Annotated in this window: 22 protein-coding genes and 1 pseudogene; 13 read left to right on the top strand and 10 right to left on the bottom strand. The window is 33.6% G+C overall.

Annotated features, from left to right (window positions below; translation table 11 throughout):
* Positions 1-201 (top strand): annotated as a pseudogene (locus HX049_RS14405) (IS4 family transposase); the annotation flags it as partial.
* Positions 202-325: 124 nt separating this feature from the next.
* Here the strand turns inward: HX049_RS14405 and HX049_RS14400 are convergent.
* The 6 genes from HX049_RS14400 to HX049_RS14375 form a co-directional block, all read right to left on the bottom strand.
* Positions 326-769, bottom strand: a complete 444-nt coding sequence (locus HX049_RS14400; protein WP_286416700.1) for a hypothetical protein — start codon at positions 767-769, stop codon at positions 326-328.
* A 28-nt stretch (positions 770-797) separates the two neighbouring features.
* Positions 798-1,619, bottom strand: coding sequence for a 5'-nucleotidase, lipoprotein e(P4) family (locus HX049_RS14395; protein ID WP_041893081.1), 822 nt, complete (start codon positions 1,617-1,619; stop codon positions 798-800).
* A gap of 176 nt (positions 1,620-1,795) precedes the next feature.
* Positions 1,796-2,731, bottom strand: a complete 936-nt coding sequence (gene cysK, locus HX049_RS14390) for a cysteine synthase A (RefSeq protein WP_286416697.1) — start codon at positions 2,729-2,731, stop codon at positions 1,796-1,798.
* A 23-nt stretch (positions 2,732-2,754) separates the two neighbouring features.
* Positions 2,755-3,582 carry a serine O-acetyltransferase gene (locus tag HX049_RS14385; protein ID WP_286416696.1) on the bottom strand — a complete coding sequence of 276 codons (828 nt, stop codon included), beginning with the start codon at positions 3,580-3,582 and terminating at the stop codon, positions 2,755-2,757.
* A gap of 499 nt (positions 3,583-4,081) precedes the next feature.
* Positions 4,082-5,896, bottom strand: a complete 1,815-nt coding sequence (locus tag HX049_RS14380) for a chloride channel protein (RefSeq protein ID WP_286416694.1) — start codon at positions 5,894-5,896, stop codon at positions 4,082-4,084.
* Positions 5,897-5,984: 88 nt separating this feature from the next.
* Positions 5,985-6,584: an acyl carrier protein phosphodiesterase gene (locus HX049_RS14375; protein WP_286416693.1), complete on the bottom strand. Its 600-nt coding sequence runs from the start codon at positions 6,582-6,584 to the stop codon at positions 5,985-5,987.
* Between the two features lie 98 nt (positions 6,585-6,682).
* Here HX049_RS14375 and glmM point away from each other — a divergent pair, with 98 nt between their 5' ends.
* The gene (glmM, locus tag HX049_RS14370; protein ID WP_286416691.1) at positions 6,683-8,071 is read left to right on the top strand and encodes a phosphoglucosamine mutase; all 1,389 of its coding nucleotides are present in this window, start codon (positions 6,683-6,685) and stop codon (positions 8,069-8,071) included.
* Between the two features lie 183 nt (positions 8,072-8,254).
* Here the strand turns inward: glmM and HX049_RS14365 are convergent, their stop codons facing one another.
* Together HX049_RS14365 and HX049_RS14360 are read right to left on the bottom strand one after the other, a co-directional pair.
* A complete protein-coding gene (locus tag HX049_RS14365; protein WP_286416690.1) occupies positions 8,255-8,941 on the bottom strand; it encodes a TIGR02117 family protein in 687 nt (228 codons plus the stop codon).
* 119 nt (positions 8,942-9,060) lie between these two features.
* On the bottom strand, positions 9,061-9,960 hold the full coding sequence (locus tag HX049_RS14360) for a lysophospholipid acyltransferase family protein (RefSeq protein WP_286416688.1): 900 nt from the start codon (positions 9,958-9,960) through the stop codon (positions 9,061-9,063).
* 100 nt (positions 9,961-10,060) lie between these two features.
* Between HX049_RS14360 and HX049_RS14355 the strand changes: the two genes are divergently transcribed.
* Positions 10,061-10,711: a rhomboid family intramembrane serine protease gene (locus tag HX049_RS14355; protein ID WP_286416686.1), complete on the top strand. Its 651-nt coding sequence runs from the start codon at positions 10,061-10,063 to the stop codon at positions 10,709-10,711.
* A gap of 93 nt (positions 10,712-10,804) precedes the next feature.
* Positions 10,805-11,497, top strand: a complete 693-nt coding sequence (locus HX049_RS14350) for an SIMPL domain-containing protein (protein ID WP_286416685.1) — start codon at positions 10,805-10,807, stop codon at positions 11,495-11,497.
* Positions 11,498-11,558: 61 nt separating this feature from the next.
* Here the strand turns inward: HX049_RS14350 and HX049_RS14345 are convergent, their stop codons facing one another.
* Both HX049_RS14345 and HX049_RS14340 read right to left on the bottom strand, forming a co-directional pair.
* On the bottom strand, positions 11,559-13,250 hold the full coding sequence (locus tag HX049_RS14345) for an acyl-CoA synthetase (RefSeq protein WP_286416684.1): 1,692 nt from the start codon (positions 13,248-13,250) through the stop codon (positions 11,559-11,561).
* Positions 13,251-13,519: 269 nt separating this feature from the next.
* Positions 13,520-14,488, bottom strand: a complete 969-nt coding sequence (locus HX049_RS14340; protein ID WP_286416682.1) for an aminodeoxychorismate synthase component I — start codon at positions 14,486-14,488, stop codon at positions 13,520-13,522.
* A gap of 40 nt (positions 14,489-14,528) precedes the next feature.
* Here HX049_RS14340 and HX049_RS14335 point away from each other — a divergent pair, with 40 nt between their 5' ends.
* The 9 genes from HX049_RS14335 to HX049_RS14295 all read left to right on the top strand — a co-directional run bounded on the left by HX049_RS14335 (position 14,529) and on the right by HX049_RS14295 (position 26,445).
* Entirely contained in the window at positions 14,529-15,110 is a 582-nt protein-coding gene (locus HX049_RS14335; RefSeq protein ID WP_286416680.1) for an anthranilate synthase component II, read from the top strand.
* A gap of 312 nt (positions 15,111-15,422) precedes the next feature.
* Positions 15,423-16,844, top strand: coding sequence for a multidrug transporter subunit MdtD (gene mdtD / locus HX049_RS14330; protein ID WP_286416679.1), 1,422 nt, complete (start codon positions 15,423-15,425; stop codon positions 16,842-16,844).
* A gap of 52 nt (positions 16,845-16,896) precedes the next feature.
* The gene (locus HX049_RS14325; RefSeq protein ID WP_286416676.1) at positions 16,897-17,334 is read left to right on the top strand and encodes a GNAT family N-acetyltransferase; all 438 of its coding nucleotides are present in this window, start codon (positions 16,897-16,899) and stop codon (positions 17,332-17,334) included.
* Between the two features lie 1,659 nt (positions 17,335-18,993).
* On the top strand, positions 18,994-19,653 hold the full coding sequence (locus HX049_RS14320) for a succinate dehydrogenase cytochrome b subunit (protein ID WP_286416673.1): 660 nt from the start codon (positions 18,994-18,996) through the stop codon (positions 19,651-19,653).
* A gap of 2 nt (positions 19,654-19,655) precedes the next feature.
* Positions 19,656-21,575 carry a fumarate reductase/succinate dehydrogenase flavoprotein subunit gene (locus HX049_RS14315; RefSeq protein ID WP_041893041.1) on the top strand — a complete coding sequence of 640 codons (1,920 nt, stop codon included), beginning with the start codon at positions 19,656-19,658 and terminating at the stop codon, positions 21,573-21,575.
* Positions 21,576-21,587: 12 nt separating this feature from the next.
* Complete coding sequence (locus HX049_RS14310) at positions 21,588-22,340, top strand: succinate dehydrogenase/fumarate reductase iron-sulfur subunit (RefSeq protein ID WP_041893038.1); 753 nt, start codon at positions 21,588-21,590, stop codon at positions 22,338-22,340.
* A gap of 18 nt (positions 22,341-22,358) precedes the next feature.
* Positions 22,359-23,561, top strand: a complete 1,203-nt coding sequence (locus tag HX049_RS14305) for a porin (protein WP_286416672.1) — start codon at positions 22,359-22,361, stop codon at positions 23,559-23,561.
* A 24-nt stretch (positions 23,562-23,585) separates the two neighbouring features.
* Complete coding sequence (locus tag HX049_RS14300; RefSeq protein ID WP_286416671.1) at positions 23,586-25,016, top strand: anion permease; 1,431 nt, start codon at positions 23,586-23,588, stop codon at positions 25,014-25,016.
* Positions 25,017-25,137: 121 nt separating this feature from the next.
* Entirely contained in the window at positions 25,138-26,445 is a 1,308-nt protein-coding gene (locus HX049_RS14295; protein ID WP_286416670.1) for a cryptochrome/photolyase family protein, read from the top strand.
* Positions 26,446-26,493 lie beyond the last annotated feature (48 nt).

Raw genomic sequence — 26,493 nt, 5'->3', positions numbered from 1 at the left:
TTGAAAAAAATAGATAGAATTGAAAAACTACTCATGTTAGTGATGATTGCTTTTGTATGGTGCTATAAGATTGGAGATTATATTGATACTATTAAGCCTATCACAATCAAGAATCATGGTAATAGGCTTATGAGTGTATTTAAACTTGGACTTGACTACTTATCAAGATTATTTTTGTCTAAAACAAGCACAATCCTCTAAATATCAAGTGCTTTAGATTTTTTTTCGTGTACTTAGAAAAAAAATACACAATCTAAAGAATTCTAACAAAAAAACCTTGTAACTATTAGTTACAAGGTTTTGTATACTACCTTAAAAGGATCGATTATTTTAATCTTTTATAAGTTACTGTAATAGGTAATGTTGATCCTCTCATAGTATAATAATATGTCAAAGACAGTGTGGTAGCAGTAGTACTATTAATCGTTCTAGACGTATAGTTTTGATCTACAAATGTAATTACCCCATTTTGTACCACACCTAGTGTCGTTTTAGGAGTTTCACTGTTCTTAAAAAACTCAGTTAAAGTAGCTGTTTTTTCAGTAAGAATTAATTCGTCAGCTTGACTAACTGCATTTTCACCAGGCATATCTGTGAAATCATGTTCCATTGGGTTAGGTGCACCAGGTATAGTATATGATAATCTATCTGCAATCCATGTACCTTCATATTGCTCTTTATTACGTTTAGGAGCATTATCATCGCTAGAACATGCTGTGAAAGATAGAGTAGCACTTACGAAAAGTACTAAAGCCATTAATTTTTTCATTGATATTAAGTTGTTAGTTTTTTTGTTATTATTTAAAACCTTTTACGCTTTTGTCGTAGATTTTATCTTTGTCTTCTTTAGAAAGGTCTTTTCTGTATTGGAATAATGCCGCTTCCCAATCGCCATAACCTGTATTTGGTAAAACAATAAATTTCTTACCAAATTGTTCTCTATTATTTTTTACATTTTCGATTCTCTCTTCTTGAGTCTTTTTATCCCAAAGTGTAGAGAAATCAGATAAGTTATCTCCTAAAAGCATTACGATTTCATGAGTTTCGCTTAGTTTTTGGCGTCTTGTTTCTTTACTAGACTCAGCAGTTCTAACGATAACGTGTGTATCATCTGCATAAGGATAGTTATACTTTACCAAGTTTTTCATAGTACCTGGTTTGTCATTTTGGTTTCTATTTGTGATATAGAATACTTCCACACCTTTAGACTTAGCATAGTTAAAGAACTCTAGACTTCCTAATAATGGAAGAGCTTCTCCTTTAGAAGTCCATTCTGTCCAAGTAGCTTGGTCATAAGATTTACCTTCTCTAGCCATTTGTACAGCATAAGGAGAGTTGTCTAAGAAAGTTTCGTCGATGTCAGTAACAATAGCAAGAGGCTTATTGTGTTGTTCTGTAAGAATGCGATCTAGTTGCAATGTAGCAATATTGAAAGCCTGGGCAGCTAATGCTTGATATTCAGCAGCATTTTGTTGGAATACAGCTGAGTATAACTTTCCATTTACTTCAATGTTGTTTAAGGCGTTTTCTGAAGATGTAGTTGTTCCTTGTGGTACTGACTTACATGCAGTTAAAGCTGTAAAAGCTAAAGCTGTTATTAGAAAAGATCTTTTAAGCATGTGTTTTATTATTTTCTGTTACAAGTACAAAAATACAATAATAATCTGGAAGAGAACTACAGTTAGAGGAATACAGCTTAGTTAGCCTTCTTTAAAAATTGTTAAATAAACAGAAACGAAAAACAAAAAGAGAGTTTATGATTAAACTCCCTTGATATAGATCGTATGAATAATAATTACTTTATTTCTGCTGCTTTTTCATCAAATAATTCAGAAACAGACCAATATCTTTCTCCTGTATCATAGTTGAAGGTTAAAATAGTAGCTCCTTTTTCTATTTCTGGTAATTTTTTAGCAATAGCAGCTAAAGATGTACCTGTAGAGATACCAGCCAAAATACCTTCTTGACTAGCAATTTTATTAGTATAAGCATACGCTTCTTCTTTACCTATAGTGATAATACCATCAAAGATATCTGTATTTACTACTTTAGGTATAAATCCAGCACCAATACCTTGTAATGGGTGTGGACCAGGTTTTCCTCCACTTAAGACAGGAGAATTCTCAGGTTCTACAGCAAATACTTTTAAGTTAGGAAATACTTTTTTTAACTCTTCAGCTACTCCAGTGATATGTCCACCTGTTCCTACTCCAGTGATTAGATAATCAATACCTTCAGGGAAGTCATTGATAATTTCTTGAGCAGTAGTTTTACGGTGTACTTCTGGGTTTGCTAAGTTGTTAAATTGTTGAGGAACCCATGCATTCTCCATTTCTTCTGCTAATTCAGTTGCTTTAGATACAGATCCTGATGTTCCAAGTTCTTTAGGAGTAAGTACAAATTTAGCTCCATAAGCAGCCATAAGTTTTCTGCGTTCAATACTCATTGACTCAGGCATTACTAGGATTAATTTATAACCTTTAACAGCACATGTCATAGCTAGACCAACTCCAGTATTTCCTGAAGTAGGCTCTATAATAGTAGTGTCTTTATTGATTACTCCTTTTGCTTCAGCATCTTCAATCATAGCTAAGGCAATACGGTCTTTTAAACTTCCTCCTGGGTTTTGTTTTTCTAGTTTGATCCAAACATTAATATCATTTGGAAACAATTTATTTATTTTAATATGAGGAGTATTTCCAATTGCCTCAAGTACATTATTTATTTTCATGATTCTTAGATTTTTTTGTTTAATTAAATTATGAAATTTATTGGTTCAGGATAATTTTCTTGATCTTTAGAATAACTTTTACTTTTGCTATACATAATAGAGTTTGGTTTCACACTTTTGGTTAACCATACATTACCACCTATAACAGTATCATGACCTATAACAGTATCTCCACCTAATATAGTAGCTCCAGAATAAATAATAACATTATCTTCTATATAAGGGTGTCTTCTTGTATTAGCTTTATCTTTAGATACAGAAATAGCTCCTAGAGTAACTCCTTGATATATTTTTACGTTTTGCCCAATAACACAAGTTTCTCCTATCACGATACCCGTTCCATGGTCTATGCAGAAATGAGATCCAATGGTAGCAGCAGGATGAATATCAATACCTGTTTTACTATGTGCATGTTCTGTCCATATTCTTGGTAATAATACTACTTTCTGTGTATGTAGTTGATGTGCAAAACGATAAATAGCAATGGCATAGAATCCTGGGTAAGCTATGTATACTTCTTGAAGACAAGTTGCCGCAGGGTCATTCTCTAATATAGCTTGTGCATCTGTTTTAAGTGTAAAGAAAATATGCGGTAAAGCATCAAAAAAGTCATTAGCTATTTTTTGAGATTTATCTACATCATTATTAATTTTAAAAACAATAGAAAGTAATTCTAGCTTTAGAGTAGACAAACGGATATTGATAGCCTCTTCTGATAGGTATTTCTTATCTTCTAATTGGAATAGAAAGTGAAATAATGTATCAGTGAATTTTTCAATTCTTTGTTTGTCTAAGAAAGATTGTGAACTTTCATTTTGTGTCAGTATTTCTCTAACGAAATCGTTTTGCATGGATAAACGTAATTTGAATTAAAGTAATTAGAGTATGTTTATAAGAGGAATATCCTTTAAATAAATATAACTAATAGTGATATTTGATAATGATTAAATGTAACTAAGTACATTATTATGTAAATGTAAGAATTGTAAAATGAAGGTAGAAGAGTGTTTAACAAAACTTTCGATTTATTTATGAAATGTATTTATAGTAGCTTATCTATAAGTCATATAGTGGCAAAGTATCTATTTAGGATAATAGTTGTTAAAAACAAATATTAGCCCTTTTTACTATACAATATTATTTTATCTTTGTTAAAGAATTACAAAGGCGAAGTAATTCAATCAGTTATGTGTTTTGTTTCTGAAATAGATTTTTTATTTTAATTTCTTTTGAGCTGGCTACTTAAAAAGGGATTTGGTTTTGTTGTTTTGTTGTTCTATTTCAAAATTTGTGAAACAAAAAAAAATACATACTTAAAATAAGAAGGGTTCCTTATAAAGGAACCCTTTTTTATTCTAATAATAGTGACTTTAGGTTGATACGATATGCTTTAAGTAATTCAGCTTTAACGAGGTAACCTAGGTACTTTTTGTTTTCTTGTACTAATACGAATTCTAAGTTGTTAGTTTCTAAAGTCTGCATAATGATTTTAGAAGAATCGTTTTTAGATACAATTATAGGTGTTTCTATTAAATCTTTGATAGGTGTGAATTTGGTTTGAAACTCACTGAATATAATAGGTCTTACACTATCTAGATTAATAATACCTATGATTTTTTGCTCATTATCTAGTATAGGAATAAACGTTTGTTTTGTATTTGCAAAAATATCTACAACAGCTGCGGTAGTGTGTTGTGGTGTTAAAGTCTTAATATCATTTTTAATATAATCACTTGCTATTATAGTTGATAATATATTAGAATCTTTATCAGAAGTGAACACCATCCCCGTTGTAGCTATAGATTTAATATCCATAGAGTATTTTTCCATATGCTTAGAAATTGCAAAGCTAATAGATGATACGATTAATAGAGGAACCATTAACCCGTATCCTCCTGTTATTTCTGCAATTAAGAAAATACCTGTCAAAGGAGCATGAAACAATCCACTGATTACAGCTGCCATTCCTACTACGGTAAAGTTCTGAACAGGAATTTCTTTTATTCCTAATAGTTGTAACAGCTTGGCTAATGTAAAACCAAGATAAGAACCTACGAATAGAGAGGGAGCGAAGTTACCTCCATTCCCTCCACTTCCCATTGTTAATCCTACAGCATAAGTTTTTACTAAGGCAGCTCCTCCTACGAAGAGTAATAATACCCACTGTTTATTAGAAAAATTAGCTAATAAAGTATTATTTAGAATAGACTGAGGTGTATCACTAGTTAGTATTTTAATGCTTTCGTATCCTTCACCAAAAAGCGTTGGGAACAGAAAGATTAGAACTGCTAACATAGAAGCGCCTATTAATGCTTTTTTATAAGCACCAAACTTCATACTTGATATATAGTGTTCTGTCTTACGAAACATTCTAGCATGGTATACACAAAAGAAACCTGATAGAATACCTAATAAGATATAATAAGCCGTATTACCTGTATCAAAAACCAATTGGTTTTTAAAAGAAAGTAATATGTCTTCTTTTATAATTAGATTAGTTACAATAGTACCTGTAGCAGCAGAAATCATAATAGGTATAAAAGCAGATACAGAAACATCAACTAAAATAATCTCTATGGCAAATAGAACACCAGCTATCGGTGCATTAAAAGCTGCTGATACTCCTGCCGCAACACCACAACCCAATAATAGTATTCGATCTTTATAATTAAGCTTATAGTTCTGAGCATAATTAGAACCAAAGGCAGCTCCTGTAATGGCAATTGGAGATTCAAGACCTAGCGAACCTCCCATACCTACAGTCAAGGAACTTGTGATAATCTGCGAGTACATCTGCTTACGTGGCATAATACCAGACTTCTTAGCAACAGCAATCATAATTTGATAAGTACCTTTTTCGATAGAACCATTTAGAAATTTCCTAACGATAAATACGGTAAGTAAGATACCTATAATAGGTAAAATACTGTTCATATAAGGTAGATGAGATATATTATCTATATATGTAGCAAGCTTAAATACATTGTGAGCAAAGTATTTAAGAATGGTAACAGCTATAGCAGATGAAGCTCCTACTAAGACACAAGAGAAGTATAAAAACTGTCTATTACTTAAGATAGACTTCAGGAAGAATAGTATTCCTTCAGCATACTTAAATACTTGACTAGCATAGTACTTTATTTTCTGTGGATTTATAATTTTCATATTGCAAAAATAATGTAAAAGAAAACCCTTTTGGTAATAATTATCTAGTTTTGTTATTCGTAAAAATATAAAGTTATAAGATAAGATATTATTTTAATAAGTAACGCTCTGTTTTTCTAAAATCAATTAAATGTTCTTGTAATTCTATAAAGAAAGTAGAGAAATGCTCTTCAAATGTCTTATAATGTTCTATTAGTTCTGTTGTAGCGAAGGACATTTTAGAGATTCCTTTTGTTCTACGATCCATTTGTGTAAGTATATATTTTAGACCTTCTATAGAACGATATTTTACAAGCCAGTTTTCTTCAAGCATGATGTGTAAGAAGTTTTGAACTTTAACAGGTAGGATAGTAAAGTTCTCTTGTAATTCGGTATAGAAACGTTGAGTATATTCTTCTAATGGGATAGAACTGTATTGAATCCAATTTTTCGCTAGAAAGTGATCATAATACATATCTATTAGAACCGCGGCGTAATGGTTGTATTGGGGTACAATAAGCTTTTTACTTTTTCTCCAGATTTCATGAGCATCTGTATAAGTATCTATTTCTCGATGTAAGATTACACCTTGTTGAATTTTAGTAGGATAGTTTAAATAGTCTTTTCCTCGAATACTATCTGCTACAAAGTTTCCTATTTTAAGTAAATTGTCATCCCCAGAGAGGTATATATGGGCTAAGAAGTTCATAATCTCATTTTGACTATAAAAATACGGTATTTTACAAAATTGTTCAGGCTGTCCCACCTATAATTCTATATCTTTGTGTTAATAAAAAATATGTAATTATGACATTGATTAAATCTATATCTGGTATACGTGGTACTATAGGAGGAAAAGTAGGGGATAATCTTACTCCAATTGATGCAGTGAAATTTGCATCAGCTTATGGAACATTCCTTAAAAACAACTCAAATAAAGAAAGTTTAAAAGTGGTAATAGGTAGAGATGCTCGTATCTCAGGACCTATGATTCATAATTTGGTAGTAAATACTTTAGTTGGGTTAGGTATTCATGTAATAGACTTAGGTTTATCTACTACGCCTACTGTAGAGATAGCTGTTCCATTAGAGCAAGCAGATGGAGGTATTATCTTAACTGCTTCTCATAATCCAAAACAGTGGAATGCTCTAAAGTTATTGAACAGTAAAGGAGAGTTTCTAAGTGGTGCTGAAGGGCAAATCATTTTAGAAATTGCTGAGAAAGATGCATTTGATTTTGCAGATGTAGATAGTTTAGGGACTATAGAGCATAAAGATAACTATATGGACATCCATATAGAGGAGATATTAAAACTAAAGTTAGTAGATGTTGAAGCTATTAAAAAACGTAAGTTTAAAGTAGTAGTAGATGCTGTTAACTCATCTGGAGGAATTATTATTCCTGCTTTATTGAGAAAATTAGGAGTAGAGGTAGTAGAGCTTTATTGTGATCCAACTGGACACTTCCCTCATAATCCAGAACCTCTAAAAGAGCACTTAGGTGATATCTGTGCCTTAGTGAAAAAAGAGAATGCAGACTTTGGTGTAGTAGTTGATCCAGACGTTGATCGTTTAGCTTTTATTTCGAATGATGGCGAAATGTTTGGAGAAGAGTACACTTTAGTAGCAGTAGCAGATTATGTTTTAAGTAAAACACCTGGTAACACAGTATCTAACTTATCATCATCACGTGCATTAAGAGACATTACTCAGAAGCATGGAGGGACTTATAATGCATCAGCTGTAGGAGAAGTAAATGTAGTGGAGATGATGAAGGCTACTAATGCAGTAATCGGAGGAGAAGGTAACGGAGGTATCATTTATCCAGAGACACATTACGGACGTGATTCTATCGTAGGAGTAGCTTTATTCTTAACACATTTGTCTAACTTAGATATGACTGTGGCAGAGTTAAGAGCTTCTTACCCTCAGTATTATATGAGTAAGAATAAGATAGAACTTACGCCTAAGTTAAATGTAGATATGATCTTAGAGCAGATCGCTGAGAATTATAAAAATCAAGAAGTATCTACAGTTGATGGTGTGAAGATAGACTTCCCTTCGTCATGGGTACATTTAAGAAAGTCTAACACAGAACCTATTATTCGTATATATACAGAAGCAGGAACACAAGAAGATGCAGACAGTTTAGCTTTGCGTATGATAGACGAATTAAAAGTGATTGCTGGAATATAAATATAGAATTATAGCAAATAATAAAGGGAACCAAATCGGTTCCCTTTATTTGTATAATAAGTATTCATTGAATTCTGCATAGTAGTATACTGAATACAGAATCACTTACCTAGCGCATGAACAAAGGTATCACACCTCTATAATAAAATTATACGGAAATCCTCATTCCGAAATAAAAGATGTTTACAATTTATATTTTCTAAAGATACCTTCTTGAAAGGGAGTCCATAAGCAAGCTTTCATCTTAGCTTTTTTTAGACCAGAATTAGCCCAAGTATTACATGTATATAAGAAGCTATACTTTCCTTCTCCTTCATAAAAAGAATCATTTAATCCGTATGCTTTATCAGTTTTGATATTAATTATATTGTTATCTGTATTTCGTTTAAATGAAGATAGTATATAATCGATAAGGATCTGATATTGTTGTTTTGATAATTTTACTTCTCTTGTGTTTTCGTCTAGTTCTATATTAGATAAGTAAGTAGAGTGTATTGCAGTAGTTCCTAATCCAAATGCAGCATTTAGAGCTATACCAGGTTTTACACTATCCCAATCTTCTACATCTAAAAAGAAACCTTTATCACCCCAACCTAATGCGATATAGGCAAAGTTTCTACGTTGTCCTTTTGTATGTTCGAATTTTAGTTCTTTACTCCAATCTATTAAATCTGATTTGACAGGAAACACGAAGTCTGTATGCATACCATTAGTAGTAAGGTACATGGTGAATTCTTCAGGTTCTTCTTGTACTTTATTTACAGTAATATTAGAAAGTCCTCTTGCGGCTAAAAAGTAAATAATAACACATACCCCTAAAGTAGAGATTGAAATTAAGATTATTTTGATTAATAGTTTTATATATTTCATAAAAAAGTAAGATACTTTTATTGTGCTAATGTAGTAATTTACAATGATACAAACGATGTAAACTTCTTTTTATTATAAATAAAAAATCCTTTCTAATCAGAAAGGATTTGATGATATTACTATTTGATATTAGCAGGTTTTTTACCTCTGTGTTTCCATCGTTTATGTGTCCAGAAGTAGTATGAAGGCGCTTCTATAATTTGCTTCTCTAATTCACCTAAGAATCGATGAGTCAATTCATAATTAGGAACATCCTCTAGTGCTTCTCCTTCTTTTAATAAAGGAACAAAAGTTGTTTTATAATGTCCTCTTTTAATGTACTCTACTTTTAGATACATAGGTACCATATCGAATTTCTTACACAGCGCTTCTCCTCCTGTAAATACAGGAACTTCTATCCCCATAAAGTCTTGCCAACAATTGGCTTTACTCACCATAGGAGATTGATCACTAATAAAAGCGTAAACACCGTGGTTTTTACTCACTTCATTTTGTCTGATTACTTTGATAGTTTCCTTCATTTCGACAAGAACAGTGTTAAATCGAGAACGAATCTTTTTGATTAACTGATCAAAATAAGGATTACCTATTTTTTTATAGACAGCATAACCTTGGAATTGAATAAAACGATCTAAGATGATGATCCACTCCCAGTTAGCATAATGCGCACAGAATAACATAACACTTTTACCTTGTTTCTCTACTTCTAATACAGTGTCTAGGTTAGAAAAGGTAAATCTCTTCTTTAGTTCTTCTTCAGAGATAGTAAATGTTTTGATCATTTCTAAGAAGATATCACATAAATGTCTAAAGGATTCTTTCTCTACTTTTTTAACCTCCTTTTCAGAGAGGTGAGGCATAGTCATTCTAATATTCTCTCTCACTGTTTTCTTTCTGTATCCGACAACTTTATATAACAATACATAGAAGATATCAGAGATAAAGTAAAATATAGGGAAAGGCATCTTAGAGATTAGCCATATTATAGGGTAAACAAGTATATATATAAGGAAATTCATTCTGTTTAATTTTGTGCAAAGATAGTTTAATACCATAATCTAACACAAATTTAATAGGCGAGTAGCGAACAATTCTTTATTTTTAACCAAATATTTTTATATGGATATATCTACGATTACCCTAATCCTTCTAGGGTTAAATGGACTTGTTACTTATAAGGGGTTAAATGATTTTAGCTTTTTTAATAAGTATTGCTTTGATATTAATCAAATTAATAAAGGAGAGCGCTATCGCTTTATAACATCAGGTTTCTTACATGTTGATTGGATGCACTTTGCATTTAATATGTTAACCTTGTATTTTTTTGCAGATATTATTATCCATGTTTCAGGAGTATTATATTTCTTGATAGTCTATATTGCAAGTTTATTAGTGGGAAATATATTGACTTATCAGTTTTATAAAAACCAACCTCATTATAGAGCAGTAGGGGCATCAGGAGCTATTATGGGAGTATTATATGCATCTATTATGCTTAATCCTTCTATGAGTTTGTATATGTTTTTTATACCGATTCCTATTCCTGCTTATATGTTTGCAGTAGGGTATTTACTGTATTCACTTTATGGAATGAAGAAGAATAATGATGGTATTGGGCATACAGCACATATTGGAGGAGCATTAGCAGGTTTAATATTGATTGTATTAAAGTACCCTATCTTGATCCAAACAGAATTTAAATTAATAGCAATACTATTAATCCCTGTATTGATTTTAGTAGGAATGTACAGAAGTAAAAGGATTCAATAGACTTTTTTTGGCAATTATTTATGACCTTGGTACTATTTACAGTATGTTTTTTAGATACATTTGTAATATAACAAAGCAAAAAGAAAGTCACAAATGAAAAAAATGTCAATTATGTTCGCGTCATTATTAATGACAACAACAGCTATCGTAGCTCAAAATAACAACGGTGTAGTTGTACCTCAGATTCAAGTAAATGGAGTAGGAAAGGTAAATGTTACACCAGATAAAGTAGTAATCAGAGTAGGAGTAGAGAATAAAGCCGAAGTAGCAGCAGATGCTAAAAAAGCAAATGATAAAGCTATTGCAACTATCATTAAGTACATAAAATCAATGAAAATAGAGGATAAAGACATGCAAACAGAACGCGTGAGCCTTTATAAATCTAGAGACTATGAAGAGAAGAAAGATTACTTCTCAGCATCTCAGACTTTATCTATTACATTGACAGATATCTCTAAATATGAGAAGTTAATGGTAGGACTTACAGAGTCTGGAGTGAATAGAATCGATGGAGTAGACTTCCAGTCTTCTAAGACAGCAATGTATGAAGCAGAAGCTCGTACACTAGCAGTAAAAGAAGCAAAACAAAAAGCTATTGACTATGCAAATGCATTAGGGCAAAAAGTAGGTAAAGCTATTTTAGTATCTGATAGTAGTGCATCTACACCTATTATTGTTAGACCAATGGCAATGATGAAAGCATCAGCAGATTTTGGAGAACAAACTATCGCATTAGGAGAACTAGAAGTAGTATCTAATGTTTCTATTAGTTTTACGTTAGAATAGTAAGTTTTTTATTTATAATTAGAAAGGGCTGTCAGATATCTGGCAGCCCTTTTCTCTTTTCTTATTTTACGTAGTCAAACTCTAGTTCAACCTCTTGTTTTTTAGCAATTCTTTCAGCTTGTAGTGCTCTTAGTTCTACGCGCTTTATTTTACCACTAATGGTCTTCGGTAGCTCTGTCACAAACTCTATCTTACGTGGCATCTTATAAGGTGCTAGATGTTCACGAGAGTATTTAAATAACTCTTGTGCTAAAGTTGCAGATGCTTTAGTATGGTCATTTAAGATAATAAATGCTTTTACTTCAAATCCTTTTACTGGATGAGGACTCGCTACTACAGCAGATTCTACTACATCATGGTGTTCTAATAGTACACTTTCTACTTCAAATGGACCGATACGGTAATCAGAAGCTTTGATCACATCGTCATCTCTACCGATAAACCAGATATAACCATCTTCATCTTTATATGCCTTGTCGCCTGTGTAGTATAATCCATGTTTAAATACTTCACTCTGTTTTACTTTGTCGTATAAGTACTCTTTGAATATTCCGTTTAGCTGTCCTGTACCTGTTCTTACACAGATATTCCCTTCCTCATTGATAGCGACTTCTTTTCCATCATCATCTGCAATGACAATATTGTATAAGAAAGTAGGTTTACCCATAGAACCATATTTTAGCTTAGCATTAGGATAGTTAGCAATCATACATGTACTTTCTGTTTGACCAAAACCATCTCTAACGACTAACCCTGTTCCTTCTTTCCACTCTTCAATGATCTCAGGATTTAGAGGTTCACCAGCTGCTACACATTTCTTTAGGCTAAAGTTGTATTTCTTTAGATCCTCTTGTATGAAGAAACGCAGTACAGTAGGAGGAGCACATAAAGATGTTACCTCGTGTTTCTCTATCATTTCTAGTGTTTTAGCTGCATTGAAGCGCTCTTTCGTAGCAAAAGCAAATATAGTAGCTCCTACATTCCAAGGAGCGAATAAACTACTCCAAGCAAATTTAGCCCACCCAGGTTGTGAGATATTATAGTGAATATCATTGCGCGTAAGTCCTATCCAAGAGGTAGTAGTAAGGTGTCCTAGAGGTTGACTTAACTGAGTATGGCATACTATCTTAGGCATTCCTGTAGTACCAGAGGTAAAGAACATAAATAGAGTGTCATCAGGTTTAGTCATTTCACCTTTTGCCTCTTTACTCTGTTGATCTAGTACAGTTAGTGGGGACCATCCCTCTCTTTGTCCATCTACGATAATCTTTACAGGGATCACTATACCAGACTCTTTTTCAGCCTGATCTATCTTTTCTACATTATCACTATCTGCTAATATTACTTTAGGAGCTATCTTTTGGAATCTATACACTAAATCTTTTACACCCAATATACTTGCAGCTGGAGATAATCGATATCCAGCTTTTATTGTTGCTAAATGTGTTACCCAGTTAATGCGTTGTAGCATCATTTGTGTTAGAATCACATCATCTTTTTGAATTCCTTTAGAACGCAAAAAGTTAATCAATTGATTATACCGATCATGTAAGGTCTGAAAGGTGTAGTGATGAGTCACCTCTCCATCTGTCCATAATAGGGCAGTCTTCTCAGGTGTTTCTTTTACGTGTATATCTTCATACACTTCTTGTACCCAGTTAAAGTACTCTGGCTTTTCGATTTTTAGATCATGTAAGGCATCGTAATTCTGATCGATGAGTAATTCACCGATTTGTTTATACAAATCTTTCATTCTTTATTAAATTAGTTTTTGGTAGGGGTAATTTACAGAATTAAGATGTATATAAAAATAAAATAATCAATTATGAATAGATAAAGTGCTTGTTTTTAGTGGTTTTAATTAACTAAAATGCAATGAAAAGTAGTGCAATATGATAATTAAATAATTTAAATTCGCTCAGTAGAGTTGTTTTTTAACTATTATTAATAAGAGTTGTTTATCACTTTAAAAATGATAAAAATGAATTTATACTAGTTGATTTGTATTTTAATTGAAATTAATCAACTAGGTATGTATATTTTTTGAAGTAACTCTTCGTATTCCTTTTCTACTTCACTAGAAGATGTAATTCCTCCACCACTTTTATACACTAGTTGATTAGCTTGCTGCTCTATAAAGCGAATCATCACAGCACTATCAACGCTTTCACCATCATAGATACCACATACTCCAGTATAGTAATTGCGGTCGTATTGTTCTGCTTTGGCTATTATATTTACCGTACTTTCTTTAGGAGATCCAGTGATAGAGCCTGCGGGTAGTAGTTTGCTAAATATAGTTCCTATCTCCTTGTGCCAATTAGGAGATAGTTCTCCTGCTATCTCAGAACTCATCTGTAAAATAGCCCCTTTAGAAGTCTCTAGTTTATCTAGGTATCTAAAGCGGTTTACTCTCACTTTTTTAGAAACGATATTTAAATCATTTCGGATTAAATCAACAATCGTATAATGCTCTGCCGTCTCTTTTTTATCATTTAAGAGAAGTTCACTAGCATTGGGAATATCTGCTTTAATAGTTCCTTTCATAGGATAGGAGTATATCGCATTATCCTTGATCTGAACGAATATCTCAGGTGAGAAGCACGTGAACTGATCTTTTACCAGTAGTTTATACTTTGCCTTAGCAGTGTGATACACATCTTCTAAGGTGTATTCAGATGATATAGGCGTAGCTACAGTGAGGTTAATAAGGTATGTATTCCCTAGCTGTAACTCTTGTTTGACGATATCAAACTTCTCTTGATATTGCTCAAAGCTAAGAGGTCTTGCTTCTATTTTTAGATCAGAGATATGCTCTTTTGGTTGTGTATTGCTTATTCCGTTGAAGTTATATTTTATTTCTTCTTGATCAATATCTTTTAAGGGTTGGATGATACAGTCTTTTCCATTATAGCTAATGATAAAAAGGAAAGGAATTCTCTGTGATCCCAATGAGTTCATTAGAGAGATAGTTGTATCTTTGAGCACCATATTTAATCAAGTTTAAAGGTTCAAAAGTACAAAATAGTTTATGAGTGAAATCAAACAAATTGTTATAATAGATAATCATGACTCGTTTACTTATAATTTGGTTCAACTCTTTGATGAGAACGAACATTGTAATATTACAGTAATTCCTCATGATGAGGTTGTTTTAGAATCTTTGGATAAGTTTGATATGCTTGTTTTATCTCCAGGACCAGATGTCCCTCGTAGTTACCCTATCTTGTTTCGAATATTAGATAGATATAAAGCAGATAAACCGATCTTAGGTGTTTGTCTAGGGCATCAGACTATCGGAGAGTACTTCGGAGCTACATTAGAGAATCTATCTTATGTCTATCACGGGCAGTCTACTACCTTACATTACAGAACAGAAAATATTTTATTTGCTACTATAGATACACCTGTTTCAGTGGGGTTATATCATTCATGGGCTTTATCGACTACTGATTTTCCAGAAGAACTAGAGATAGTAGCGCTTAGCGATGAAGGAGTTATCATGTCTATTCGCCATAAAGTGTATAATATTAAGGGAGTACAGTTTCACCCTGAATCTTATATTACCTCTCATGGTAGAGAAATCATAAATAATTGGGTATTATCCCTGTAATGATTAGATTATTTATTGTGCTTTGCTTGTAATAGCATTTTTTTATCAATCATTATAGAGTTTGTCTATCAAATTTTGCAGTATAAATAATATAAAAATTATCTATCTAATAATAGTATAGCTATAAAAATTATATATTAATAAAGAAAGAGATAGGGAAATGTATAATTGATATAACTATTGTTTTTTCATCATTTTAAAGCCTATTTAGGATAAAAAATATCTATCTAATTCATTAAATAAATGAGAATAGATACTCTAATTTTGCACTGTGAAAAAGAAATTATTAATTACTAAATGATTTAGAATACAATGCAAGCAGGAGTAATAAAAGATGAAAGAACACGCAAATATTTGCCATGGCTGGGAGCTCTAGCCATCTTTATGCAAGCACTAGATGCTACAATTTTAAACACAGGATTACCCTCTATCGCGAAGAGCTTAGGAGAGTCACCCTTAGGGATGCAGAGTATCATTGTGTCCTATACATTGACAGTCGCTTTGTTGATTCCGTTGAGTGGATGGTTAGCAGACCGATTTGGTACGAAGAGAATCTTTATCTTAGCAGTGGGGCTATTTACGTTAGGTTCTGTATTCTGTTCTATGTCAGCTACCTTAGATCAGCTAGTTCTAGCACGTATATTTCAGGCTGTTGGAGGAGCGATGATGGTACCTGTAGCTCGATTAACTTTAATTTATGCTTATCCTAAAAACCAGTTGTTAAAGGTGATTAACTTTATCACCATACCTGGACTGATAGGACCTATGTTAGGACCTGCAGTAGGAGGTTTTTTAGTAGAGAAGTTGTCTTGGCATTGGATATTCCTTATTAACGTACCAGTAGGAGTGATAGCAGTACTTTTTGCTAGAAAGATTATTCCTAATTTTACCAATACGGTAGGGCGTTTTGACCTTCTGGGATGGGTGTTGTTTAGTGGAGGACTGACTACCTTAACTTTAGTAATAGAGAAATGGAATAGCCCTACAATATCTTCAGTACAATTAATTACACTATTTATTGTAGCGATGCTGATGGGAGTAGCTTATGTATTCTATGCTAGAATGACAAAAGAACCTTTGATTAAATTGAGCTTATTTAAGATTACCACGCTTCGTTTAGGGTTGATTGGTAACTTAATTACACGTTTCGGAATTGGGGGAATGCCATTGATGATTCCTTTATTATTACAAGTTGGATATGGATACTCAGCGATGTACGCAGGGATGATGATGATTCCACAAGCCTTGTCTAACTTGGTCTCTCGTAACTTCGTAGTACCTATTGTAAGACGTTTTGGATACAGAAGTACGTTGATTACCAATACAGTACTGACAGGGTTGTTAATCAGCTGTTTCTTCTTTATAACGCCTACTACACCTTATTGGGTAATTATCTTACTGATGATCGGTAACGGTGCTTTTAACGCGATACAGTTTACCTCTATGAATACTATTTCTTTAGCGGATTTAGACCAAGATACGTCTAGTGAAGGAAACAGCCTGCTATCCGTGACACAGCAGTTAGCAGTTAGTTTAGGAATATCTTTATCAGCGATGGTGTTGATGTTGTTTCAGAACAGTCAGATTGCAGAATCAGGTGATAAGATAGGTGTGTTTAGATATACTTTCTTAGTTATGGGATTGATTACGATACTGTCTAGTTTAGTATTTATTAATCTGAGTAAAGATGCAGGATCAAGTATGTCTGGAGCGCGCTCTTATAAAAAAGAATAAAAACATTGTCTCTGTTTTTTAAAATAGTTACATTTCTTTAAAATAAGTAGAGATGGAGATAAGAAAGATGGAAATCAACGATGCTGGTGTAGTTGCTAATCTTTTAGAACAAATGGGGTATCCTAATACCTTGGGTTTTTTGCCCCATAGAATAGCCGAAATGAATAATTGTGAACGAGAGGCACTCTTAGTAGTAGAGGACAAGGGACAAGTCATCGCCTTTATCTCAGTACACTTTATTCCTCAGATAGCCTTAGAAGGTGATTTTGCAAGGATAAGTTATTTTGCAGTAGATCAGAATATCAGGAGTAAGGGTGTGGGGAGATTAGTAGAAGAACACGTAACAGCTCTAGCGAAAAGCAGAGGGTGTGATAGAATAGAACTCCACAGCCATAGTAGAAGGACAGATGCACAGCGCTTCTATTTCAGACAGGGATATGAGGATGTGCCTAAGTATCTAGTCAAGTATTTAAACCCATATTTGCATTAGAAATACTATAAGGTAATTCTACTTCATATTTCTTTCATTAGTTCTTAAACCATATTATAGTATGCTTTACTAACTAATTTAGAGCTATTTTGTATAATTACTTTTCGTTTATATGTCTATTGCGTATCTAGGTTAAAGTAGAACTTCAGTCTTAGAGGAATAGATCAGAAAATATATATTATGAAGCAGTAGTAGACTTTGGTCTACTACTGCTTTTTTATGCACTCTAGTCTTGTATTCTTATAAAATTGCTCCTTATTTTTTTCTTTTTGAGTAGAAAATAGTCTCTTAAAACATCGTTTTTATAGTTTTTAGGTTTCTTTTTTTCAGTTTAAAGGTGAAATAAGCGATATATCCCTGTTTTTATAAAAAATAAGGAGTATTTTTTTGGCTTGAAATCATGATAATTAATTGATAGTGAGATATTTGTTTGGTTTTTGTGTTCTTTTTAGCACTTATCTACAATAGCTCTTAACCCCTAGTATTTTTGGGGATTATAAGGAAATCCTTCGACAATACATGGACAATACCTCGATAATGGTGGATCAGAGCATGGTTTAGTCCAATAAATGTCCTTTTATACTCCACTTACTGTTCTTGTATTTCATGTTATGATAAAATCTAAATTAAATAGGAATAGAAGCTCCATTGATACACTTACATTATCCTATTCTGATTTAAACACACTACTAATGACAGCTTTTAAAAGAAAGAGAAAGATAGAAGTGTAAAATTGAGGATTCTGCAATCGTTCTTTTTAAGGTTTAATAGGTAGAAAAGGTAATCTTCGGGAGAGGAATAACTTCTTTTTAGATTAAATTCTTAATATGAACTATTAATAGAAAAATACAGTTTAGTGTATAAAAGAAGTAGGAAAGATACTTATTTAGGTTTATTACAACTTTTATAGAAAGCTTTTTATTCCGTTTACGCGACTTTTTAGAATATATATAATATATACTTAAATGTAGTAAATAAGAGGGTTTCGTAGTTTTATCTGTTTATAAATTATGAATAATACAATAGATTTCTTTTTTAGGGATCTGAAATGAATATAATGATTTTTACTACTGTTTAGTTGTGTTTATTTGAAAGAATACATAGAGGATATGGTGTATTGTTATTTGTTGTGCTAATTAAATTTGTTAAAAAGAGCGTTGTGGTATGGAATTTGATTTTGTTGTTAAAAGAGTAGCATGTTCTTTAGAAGTTTTAGTACTATTTATAATGATTATATAATTTGTTATAATTTATTATTTTTTTAAGGAATGTTATTTATGTTAAAAATATTTGATAATTTTAAATACAAGTTCACATTGATTGTGATATTATATTGATGTACGTTAATGTATATAGGTAGTGAGCAAAACCAAATGATGGCTGATATATGTCATCTTTGAAATAACACTAAAATTATACTTTTAACATATAAATAAAGAAAACAATTAGAGTCTGTTTAAAATTAGAATATAAAACTGTTTATAGGATATTTTTGAGTGTATCAAGATATTTTACTCTTATAGAATCTATATATCTAAAAGAAGTAAAAACGAAGAAATACTCCATAATAAATAGAAGTAAAATATAGTACTGATTTTCTATATAGGCTTTTAGTAACAATAATAAGGATTCATTAATTATTAAAAACAAAGTACAAAGATGAACACACTCTCACGCAAGATTGTAATGGCCGCGACAGGATTATTTCTTTGCTTTTTCCTATTAATTCACTTTTTAGGAAATACACAGTTATTTTTAGAGCCAGAACACGCAAGACTTAGCTTTAATGCGTACTCGCATTTTCTAACCGGAAATCCATTGGTAAAAATGGTTTCTTATGTTTTATATGCTTCTATTATAGGACATGCCATCTATGCTTTAATTATTACTTCTAAGAACAAGGCTTCTGGAGGTACATATAAAAGAGATAATAGAGGTAGAGCTAGTAAATGGTACAGCAGAAATATGGGAGTACTAGGGACAATAGTTTTAATCTTTATTGTTCTGCATTTTCAAAACTTTTGGTATGTGTATAAGTTTGGGGAAATAGGCATCGATGCTAATGGAAACAAAGATTTATACGCAGTAGTAGTTACAGCATTCCAAGAGCTGTGGTTGGTAGTGGTATATGTTATCGCGATGATAGCATTGTGTTATCACTTGATCCATGGAATTACGAGTGGAGTAAGAACGTTAGGTTTATTTCACCCAAAGTTTGTACGTTGGGTTAATATCTTCGGAGTTGCTTATTCAGTAATTATCTGTGTTGGATTTGCTGCAATGCCAATTTTTATTTACATCACTAATCTTAAAAACTAGCTATGAAATTAGATGCAAAAATACCTCAGGGGCCATTAGAAGAAAAATGGTTTAACTATAAAAAAACTGCTCGTCTGGTAAACCCTGCGAATAGAAAAAAACTTGATGTAATCGTTATCGGAACAGGATTAGCAGGAAGTTCATTAGCCGCTTCTCTAGGAGAGATGGGATATAATGTAAAAGCTTTTTGTTTTCAAGATACGCCTCGTCGTGCGCACTCTGTAGCTGCACAAGGAGGGGTGAACGCTGCAAAAAATTATAAAAACGACGGTGACAGTGTGTACCGTATGTTCGTAGATACATTAAAAGGAGGAGACTTTAGAGCGCGTGAAGCGAACGTATATCGTCTAGCAGAATGTTCTCTTAACTTGATCGACCAAGCGGTAGCTCAGGGGGTTCCTTTCGGTAGAGAATACGGAGGATACTTAAACAATAGATCATTCGGAGGGGTACAGGTAAGTAGAACCTTCTACGCAAGAGGTCAAACGGGACAACAATTATTATTAGGTACTTACCAAGCGTTAATGCGCCAAGTGGATAAGAAAACAGTACAACTATACTCTTCTCATGAGATGTTAGATATCGTGGTGATCGATGGTAAAGCGAGAGGGGTAGTAGTGCGTAACTTAGAGACTGGTGAGATAGAGAAACACTCAGCACATGCTGTAGTATTAGCAACAGGAGGTTTCGGTAAGATTTATTACCTATCTACTTTAGCGATGGGATGTAATGGATCTGCTATCTGGAGAGCACATAAAAAAGGAGCGTATTTCGCTTCTCCTAGCTGGACTCAGATTCACCCAACTTCATTACCTCAGTCTGGAGATTACCAATCGAAACTAACATTAATGTCAGAATCACTGCGTAATGATGGACGTATATGGGTACCTAAAAAAGCAGATGATACAAGAGAGGCTAACGATATCCCAGAGGATGAAAGAGATTACTACTTAGAGCGTCGTTATCCTGCATTCGGAAATTTAGCACCTCGTGATATCTCATCTCGTGCAGCTAAGGAGCGTATAGATGCAGGACATGGTGTAGGACCATTAAAGAATGCGGTATACTTAGATTTCTCTAAAGCAATCAAAGAGCAAGGACAACCAAAAATCGCTGAGAAGTATGGAAACTTATTCCGTATGTATGAGAAGATCACAGGTATCAATGCGTATAAAGAACCAATGAAGATATCTCCTGCGGCTCACTTCTCTATGGGAGGACTATGGGTAGATTATGAGTTAATGACTACTATTCCTGGATTATTTGCATTAGGAGAAGCGAACTTCGCTGATCACGGAGCGAATAGATTAGGAGCGAACTCATTACTTCAGGCTTCTGTAGATGGATACTTTATCGCACCTTATACGATCGCTAACTATCTAGCAGATCAGATTAGAGTAGGTAAGATCTCTACAGATCATCCAGAGTTCGACAAAGTGGTGACTGAGAATAAAGAAAAAATAGACCAATTATTAAATATAAAAGGGGATAAGTCAGTGGACTACTACCACAAAAAATTAGGTAAGTTATTATATGATTACTGTGGTCTAGCTAGAACAGCTGAAGGGTTAACTTATGCAATCGAAGAGATTAAGAAGTTAAGAGATGAATTTTATAAAAACGTTCATGTTCCAGGAGAGAATGATACAATGAATGCTGAATTAGAAAAAGCAGGACGAGTAGCAGATTATCTTGAGATTGGTGTGTTGATGTGTTATGATGCATTGACTAGAAACGAGTCTTGTGGAGCACACTTTAGAGAAGAGTACCAGACAGAGGAAGGGGAGGCTGCTCGTAATGACGCTGAGTTCCAATACATCTCTGCATGGGAGTGGCCAGGGTCATTAGATAAAGAGCCTATCTTGAATAAAGAGGAGTTAAAATTCGAATTCGTACAACCAACTATCCGTAGTTATAAATAATTAAAAAAGTCTATGAAACTGCATTTAAAAATTTGGAGACAAAAAAATCGTAAAACACAAGGAAAACTTGTTGATTATACGTTAGAAAATGTGAATCCACATATGTCTTTCTTGGAGATGTTGGATACATTAAACGAACAATTAATTGTAAATAAAGAAGAACCGGTAGAGTTCGACCATGACTGTAGAGAAGGTATCTGTGGACAATGTGGTGTAGTAATCAATGGAAATCCTCATGGACCATTAGAAAATACAACTACATGTCAGTTACACATGCGTGAGTTCAGAGATGGTGAGACGGTATTAATAGAGCCTTTCAGAGCAAAGGGATTTCCTGTGAAGAAGGACTTAAAAGTGGACAGAAGTGCCTTTGACCGTATTATCTCTGCTGGAGGATATGTGTCTGTAAATACAGGACAGGCTCCAGAAGCTAACACAATTCCTGTATCACATGAGACAGCAGAAGCAGCTTTTGACTCTGCGGCATGTATCGGATGTGGAGCATGTGTGGCTACTTGTAAGAATGGTAGTGCTGCTCTATTCACATCAGCTAAGATTACTCAACTAGCGCTGTTACCTCAATCTCAAGAGGAGCGAAAAGAAAGAGCATTGAGAATGATCTCGCAGATGGATGCAGAAGATTTCGGACACTGTTCTAATACAGAAGCGTGTGAAGTAGAATGCCCACAAGGTATTTCTGTACTTAACATTGCACGTATGAACTACGAGTACAATCGTGCTAGCTTTTTAAAGTTTAAGAAATAACAAATAAAAAATAAGCCTATGAGCACTCTCACACTCTATAATAGCTTAAAATTTAAAATAATAGTAGGAGCAGGATTATTCTGCTCCACTATTTCATTCGCACAAGAAGTCAAGACAGATACAATCAAAGTCTTCGAAGACAAGGTTATTATCAATCCTGAACCGCAGAAATATCCTAAGTTTAAAGTAGGAGGAGTATTCCAGACTCGATACTTAGATAACTTTAAAAAAGGTGTGGATATAGATGGACTACATCACTCAGAAACACCGGAAAAGACAAATTATGCTAACAATTCTTTTGATATCAAGAGAATGCGTGTTTCTATGAATGCGAAGATTACTGAAAACTTAGAAGTAACAGCTCTTGTTAATTTTGCGGACTTTAAGAATAAAGACGTAAGTACACGAGTTTTAGAAAATGCGTATGCTAAGTATACGGTTAACCGTTACTTTCAGATTACAGTAGGACAGTTTAGACCTCTATTCGGATTAGAAGAGACGTATGCGGTAGATATTGTGAAGTCAATAGATTACTCTAACTCTTACTATCTATTTGGTAACAATGGGTGGATGAGCTTCCAGGTAGGTGCTGCTATTACAGGTAGTGTAGACTTGGGTAAAGTGCCAATGAGTTACGGGTTCTCTGTGACGAATGGTAATGGAAAGAATAAGACGGATAGTGATGATGGTAAGCATTACTCAAGTAGACTTTTATTTAACCTGAATAAGAAGCATGATTTTAATGTAGGTATTAGTGGAGGTATAGGTGAGGTGCAAAAAGAAAATGTGTATGCAGTAGGAGTAGAGGCAGCAGCTAAGTTTCCTATTGGTGATCGTTGGTGTTTTGATTTTCAAACAGAGGCTAAGCAAGGAACTAATCACGATGCGTTCTTTAAGTTGGCGGCTGATAAGCGCTTAGGTAAATTAGATGATTATGTAATGAAGAGTTTCTATGTGCTACCAAACATTCGTTATGAAGTTGGTAGAAAGCACTTCCAGGCTATAGAGTTCGCATGTCGTTATGAATACCTTGATGCGGAATCACAGTTAAATTCTAATGCACGTCAGACATTGACACCTATGTTTAGTTTAGAGTTCCTTAAAAATTATGGAGCGAGAATCCAAGTGGGGATGCAAATAGACAACTTTAAAGAAAATATAAAAGATTCGAAAACTTATAATTCTAATCTAGCATTTATCCAATTACAATGTAGATTCTAATTGTACCACAAAGACGTATAAGTGATGAAAGAAGTAAATCTTAAGAATCTTGCGATTACAGCTGTAATCGGGATTGCACTATGGTTTTGTCCAATTCCAGAAGGAGTAACTCCAGATGCCTGGCATTTATTTGCCATATTCGTAAGTACCATTTTAGGTATTATCCTAAAAGCAGCACCAATGGGAACAATGTGTATGTTAGCAGTAGGTCTAACAGCATTCTTTCAATTGTTAGCACCTGGAGATCCAGGTAAGTCAATAGCACTGAGTTTAAGTGGTTTTGGAGATAAAGTAATCTGGTTAATTGGTATCTCTTTCTTTATAGCAAGAGGTTTTATCAAAACAGGATTAGGGAATAGAATTGCGTTTTTATTTATTCGTGCCTTTGGAAAAAGTACATTAGGGTTGGCTTATGGTTTAGGACTAGCAGATTTAGTATTAGCACCTGCTATTCCTAGTAATACTGCTCGTGGAGGAGGAATCATCTATCCTATCATGAAGTCTATGGCTATGAACTTTGGTTCTGATGCAACTAAACCAGAAACACATAAGAAGTTAGGTTCTTTCTTGACATTGAATTGTTATTATATGAACTTGATCGCATCATCTATGTTCTTAACAGGTACAGCAAGTAACCCAATGTGTCAGAAGTTCGCTGCTGATATGGGAATTAATATCTCATGGATGTCATGGGCAGCTGCAGGTTTTGTACCTGGGTTAGTTGCTTTTATTTTGACTCCGATAGTATTGTATAAGATCTTCCCACCAGAACTTAAGAAAACAGGAGATGCACCTAAAGTAGCTGCTGAAAAATTAAGAGAAATGGGTAAGTTATCTATATCAGAGATCTTGATGTTAATGACTTTCGTTATTCTGTTAGTACTTTGGATTACTGGAGACTTATTTAGTATCGATGCGACTACTACTGCGTTTATTGGTTTAGCGATCTTACTGTTGACATCTGTGTTGACATGGGACGATGTAAAAGCAGAAAAAGGAGCTTGGGATACTATTGTATGGTTCGCTGTACTAGTGATGATGGCGAGTTCATTGAATAAACTAGGTTTCATTGGATGGTTCAGTGATTTAGTAAAAGGTAAAATGGGTGATATGGATTGGCATTATGCCTTCCCTATTATTGTGATTGTTTACTTCTTTAGTCACTACATCTTCGCGAGTGCAACTGCTCACGTAGCTGCTATGTATGCAGCCTTATTAGGAGTAGGGGTGTCGTTAGGAGTACCACCTGTATTATTAGCGATGATGTTAGGTTTTATGGGATCTATCTACGGAACATTAACACACTATGGACATGGCCCTGCACCTGTATTCTTCGGAAGTGGATATGTGGAACTAAAATCGTGGTGGACTTATGGTCTAATCATCGGAGTAATGTTACTCGCTATTTATTTAGTAGTAGGTACGAGTTGGATGAGTTTAATAGGAGCTTTTTAATAAGTAGTTTATAATTTGATTATGCAGGGCTAAGTATTCTTTTATATCTTTCGGGAATAAAAGAATACTTAGCCCTTTTTTTGATAATACGAAGGTAATCTGTGGTTAAATAAGAAAAACGATGAGAAAAGCAGAAGTAGTAGTAGTTTGGTTTAGACGTGATTTAAGACTAGAAGACAATGTCGCCTTCTATCATGCAGCAGAGAGTGGATATCCTATTCTACCTCTATTTATCTTTGATAAAGATATTTTAGAGCAGTTTAGTCAGGTAGAAGATAGACGAGTACAGTATATTCATGAACATATTGTGAAGATAAACGACGAGCTGAAGAAGTATAATTCAGGTATACTATGTTATCACAGTACAGTATCTCAAGTATTCGAGCAATTAACAGATAACTATTTAATAAAGGCTGTTTATAGCAATGAAGATTATGAGCCTCAAGCTATTCAAAGAGATTGTGAAGTAGCTTCTTTTCTTCAACAAAAGAATATTCCTTTTTATCAGTATAAAGATCACGTCATTTTTAGAGGAGGTGAAATCTTAAAACAAGATGGAACTGCATACCAAGTATATACTCCTTATGCTAAAAAATGGAGATCATTATTGACAGAAAATAATTTGTTTGACTATACCGTAGCATTAGAAAAGGCGTTGTTCCATCATTTTCAAAGTGATATTATTTCTCTAGAACAGCTAGGGTATCGTTCTTCTGAAAATAGGAAGATAACGAATGAAATAGATTTAGCTATCATTTCAACGTATGATCAGTATCGTGATTATCCAGGTATAAAAGGAACTAGTCTATTAGGTACAGCATTGCGCTTCGGTACTATATCTATTAGAAAATGTGTACGTATTGCTTTAAAAGAAAATGATGTATGGCTATCAGAGTTGATTTGGAGAGAGTTCTTTAGTCAGATCATGTATTTATACCCCGCAGTAGAAAAGCATTGTTTTAAGTCCAAATATGAGGGTATAAAATACCGCAATAATGAAGAAGACTTCTTGGCATGGTGTGAAGGTAATACAGGTTATCCGTTGGTGGATGCTGGGATGAGAGAATTAAATGCTACAGGATTTATGCATAATAGAGTGCGTATGGTAGTTGCTAGTTTTTTAGTGAAGCATTTATTGATTGATTGGCGTTGGGGAGAAGCTTATTTTGCTCAACAGTTACTAGATTATGACTTAGCCTCTAATAACGGGAATTGGCAATGGGTAGCAGGCTGTGGATGTGATGCTGCACCCTACTTTAGAATATTTAATCCAACAGAACAGGCAAAGAAGTTCGATAAAGACGGAAGCTATATGGACAAATGGGTTCCTGAGTGGAGAGAACTCTATTATAGACAACCAATAGTTGAACATAAGTTTGCTAGAGAAAGAGCTTTAGAAGTATTTAAGGAGGGATTAAAAGAATATTAGTATATTTTGGTTGTAATGTATAAAATATTGATAAAAGGATTAACGAGT

The sequence above is a fragment of the Myroides odoratimimus genome, from assembly GCF_030326305.1.
Classification (GTDB): Bacteria; Bacteroidota; Bacteroidia; order Flavobacteriales; family Flavobacteriaceae; genus Flavobacterium; species Flavobacterium odoratimimum_A.
Note: the sequence above shows the minus strand (reverse complement) of the source record. Positions and strands in the feature narration are given on the sequence as shown.

Coding starts and splice junctions, on each gene's coding strand:
- HX049_RS14300 (WP_286416671.1), top strand. CDS start 23,586: ATGAAAGAAGTAAATCTTAAGAATCTTGCGATTACAGCTGTAATCGGG.
- HX049_RS14305 (WP_286416672.1), top strand. CDS start 22,359: ATGAGCACTCTCACACTCTATAATAGCTTAAAATTTAAAATAATAGTA.
- HX049_RS14325 (WP_286416676.1), top strand. CDS start 16,897: ATGGAGATAAGAAAGATGGAAATCAACGATGCTGGTGTAGTTGCTAAT.
- HX049_RS14345 (WP_286416684.1), bottom strand. CDS start 13,250: ATGAAAGATTTGTATAAACAAATCGGTGAATTACTCATCGATCAGAAT.
- HX049_RS14360 (WP_286416688.1), bottom strand. CDS start 9,960: ATGAATTTCCTTATATATATACTTGTTTACCCTATAATATGGCTAATC.
- cysK (WP_286416697.1), bottom strand. CDS start 2,731: ATGAAAATAAATAATGTACTTGAGGCAATTGGAAATACTCCTCATATT.
- HX049_RS14315 (WP_041893041.1), top strand. CDS start 19,656: ATGAAATTAGATGCAAAAATACCTCAGGGGCCATTAGAAGAAAAATGG.
- HX049_RS14320 (WP_286416673.1), top strand. CDS start 18,994: ATGAACACACTCTCACGCAAGATTGTAATGGCCGCGACAGGATTATTT.
- HX049_RS14310 (WP_041893038.1), top strand. CDS start 21,588: ATGAAACTGCATTTAAAAATTTGGAGACAAAAAAATCGTAAAACACAA.
- HX049_RS14355 (WP_286416686.1), top strand. CDS start 10,061: ATGGATATATCTACGATTACCCTAATCCTTCTAGGGTTAAATGGACTT.
- HX049_RS14385 (WP_286416696.1), bottom strand. CDS start 3,582: ATGCAAAACGATTTCGTTAGAGAAATACTGACACAAAATGAAAGTTCA.
- mdtD (WP_286416679.1), top strand. CDS start 15,423: ATGCAAGCAGGAGTAATAAAAGATGAAAGAACACGCAAATATTTGCCA.
- HX049_RS14395 (WP_041893081.1), bottom strand. CDS start 1,619: ATGCTTAAAAGATCTTTTCTAATAACAGCTTTAGCTTTTACAGCTTTA.
- HX049_RS14400 (WP_286416700.1), bottom strand. CDS start 769: ATGAAAAAATTAATGGCTTTAGTACTTTTCGTAAGTGCTACTCTATCT.
- HX049_RS14365 (WP_286416690.1), bottom strand. CDS start 8,941: ATGAAATATATAAAACTATTAATCAAAATAATCTTAATTTCAATCTCT.
- HX049_RS14335 (WP_286416680.1), top strand. CDS start 14,529: ATGAGTGAAATCAAACAAATTGTTATAATAGATAATCATGACTCGTTT.
- HX049_RS14350 (WP_286416685.1), top strand. CDS start 10,805: ATGAAAAAAATGTCAATTATGTTCGCGTCATTATTAATGACAACAACA.
- HX049_RS14295 (WP_286416670.1), top strand. CDS start 25,138: ATGAGAAAAGCAGAAGTAGTAGTAGTTTGGTTTAGACGTGATTTAAGA.
- HX049_RS14375 (WP_286416693.1), bottom strand. CDS start 6,584: ATGAACTTCTTAGCCCATATATACCTCTCTGGGGATGACAATTTACTT.
- glmM (WP_286416691.1), top strand. CDS start 6,683: ATGACATTGATTAAATCTATATCTGGTATACGTGGTACTATAGGAGGA.
- HX049_RS14340 (WP_286416682.1), bottom strand. CDS start 14,488: ATGGTGCTCAAAGATACAACTATCTCTCTAATGAACTCATTGGGATCA.
- HX049_RS14380 (WP_286416694.1), bottom strand. CDS start 5,896: ATGAAAATTATAAATCCACAGAAAATAAAGTACTATGCTAGTCAAGTA.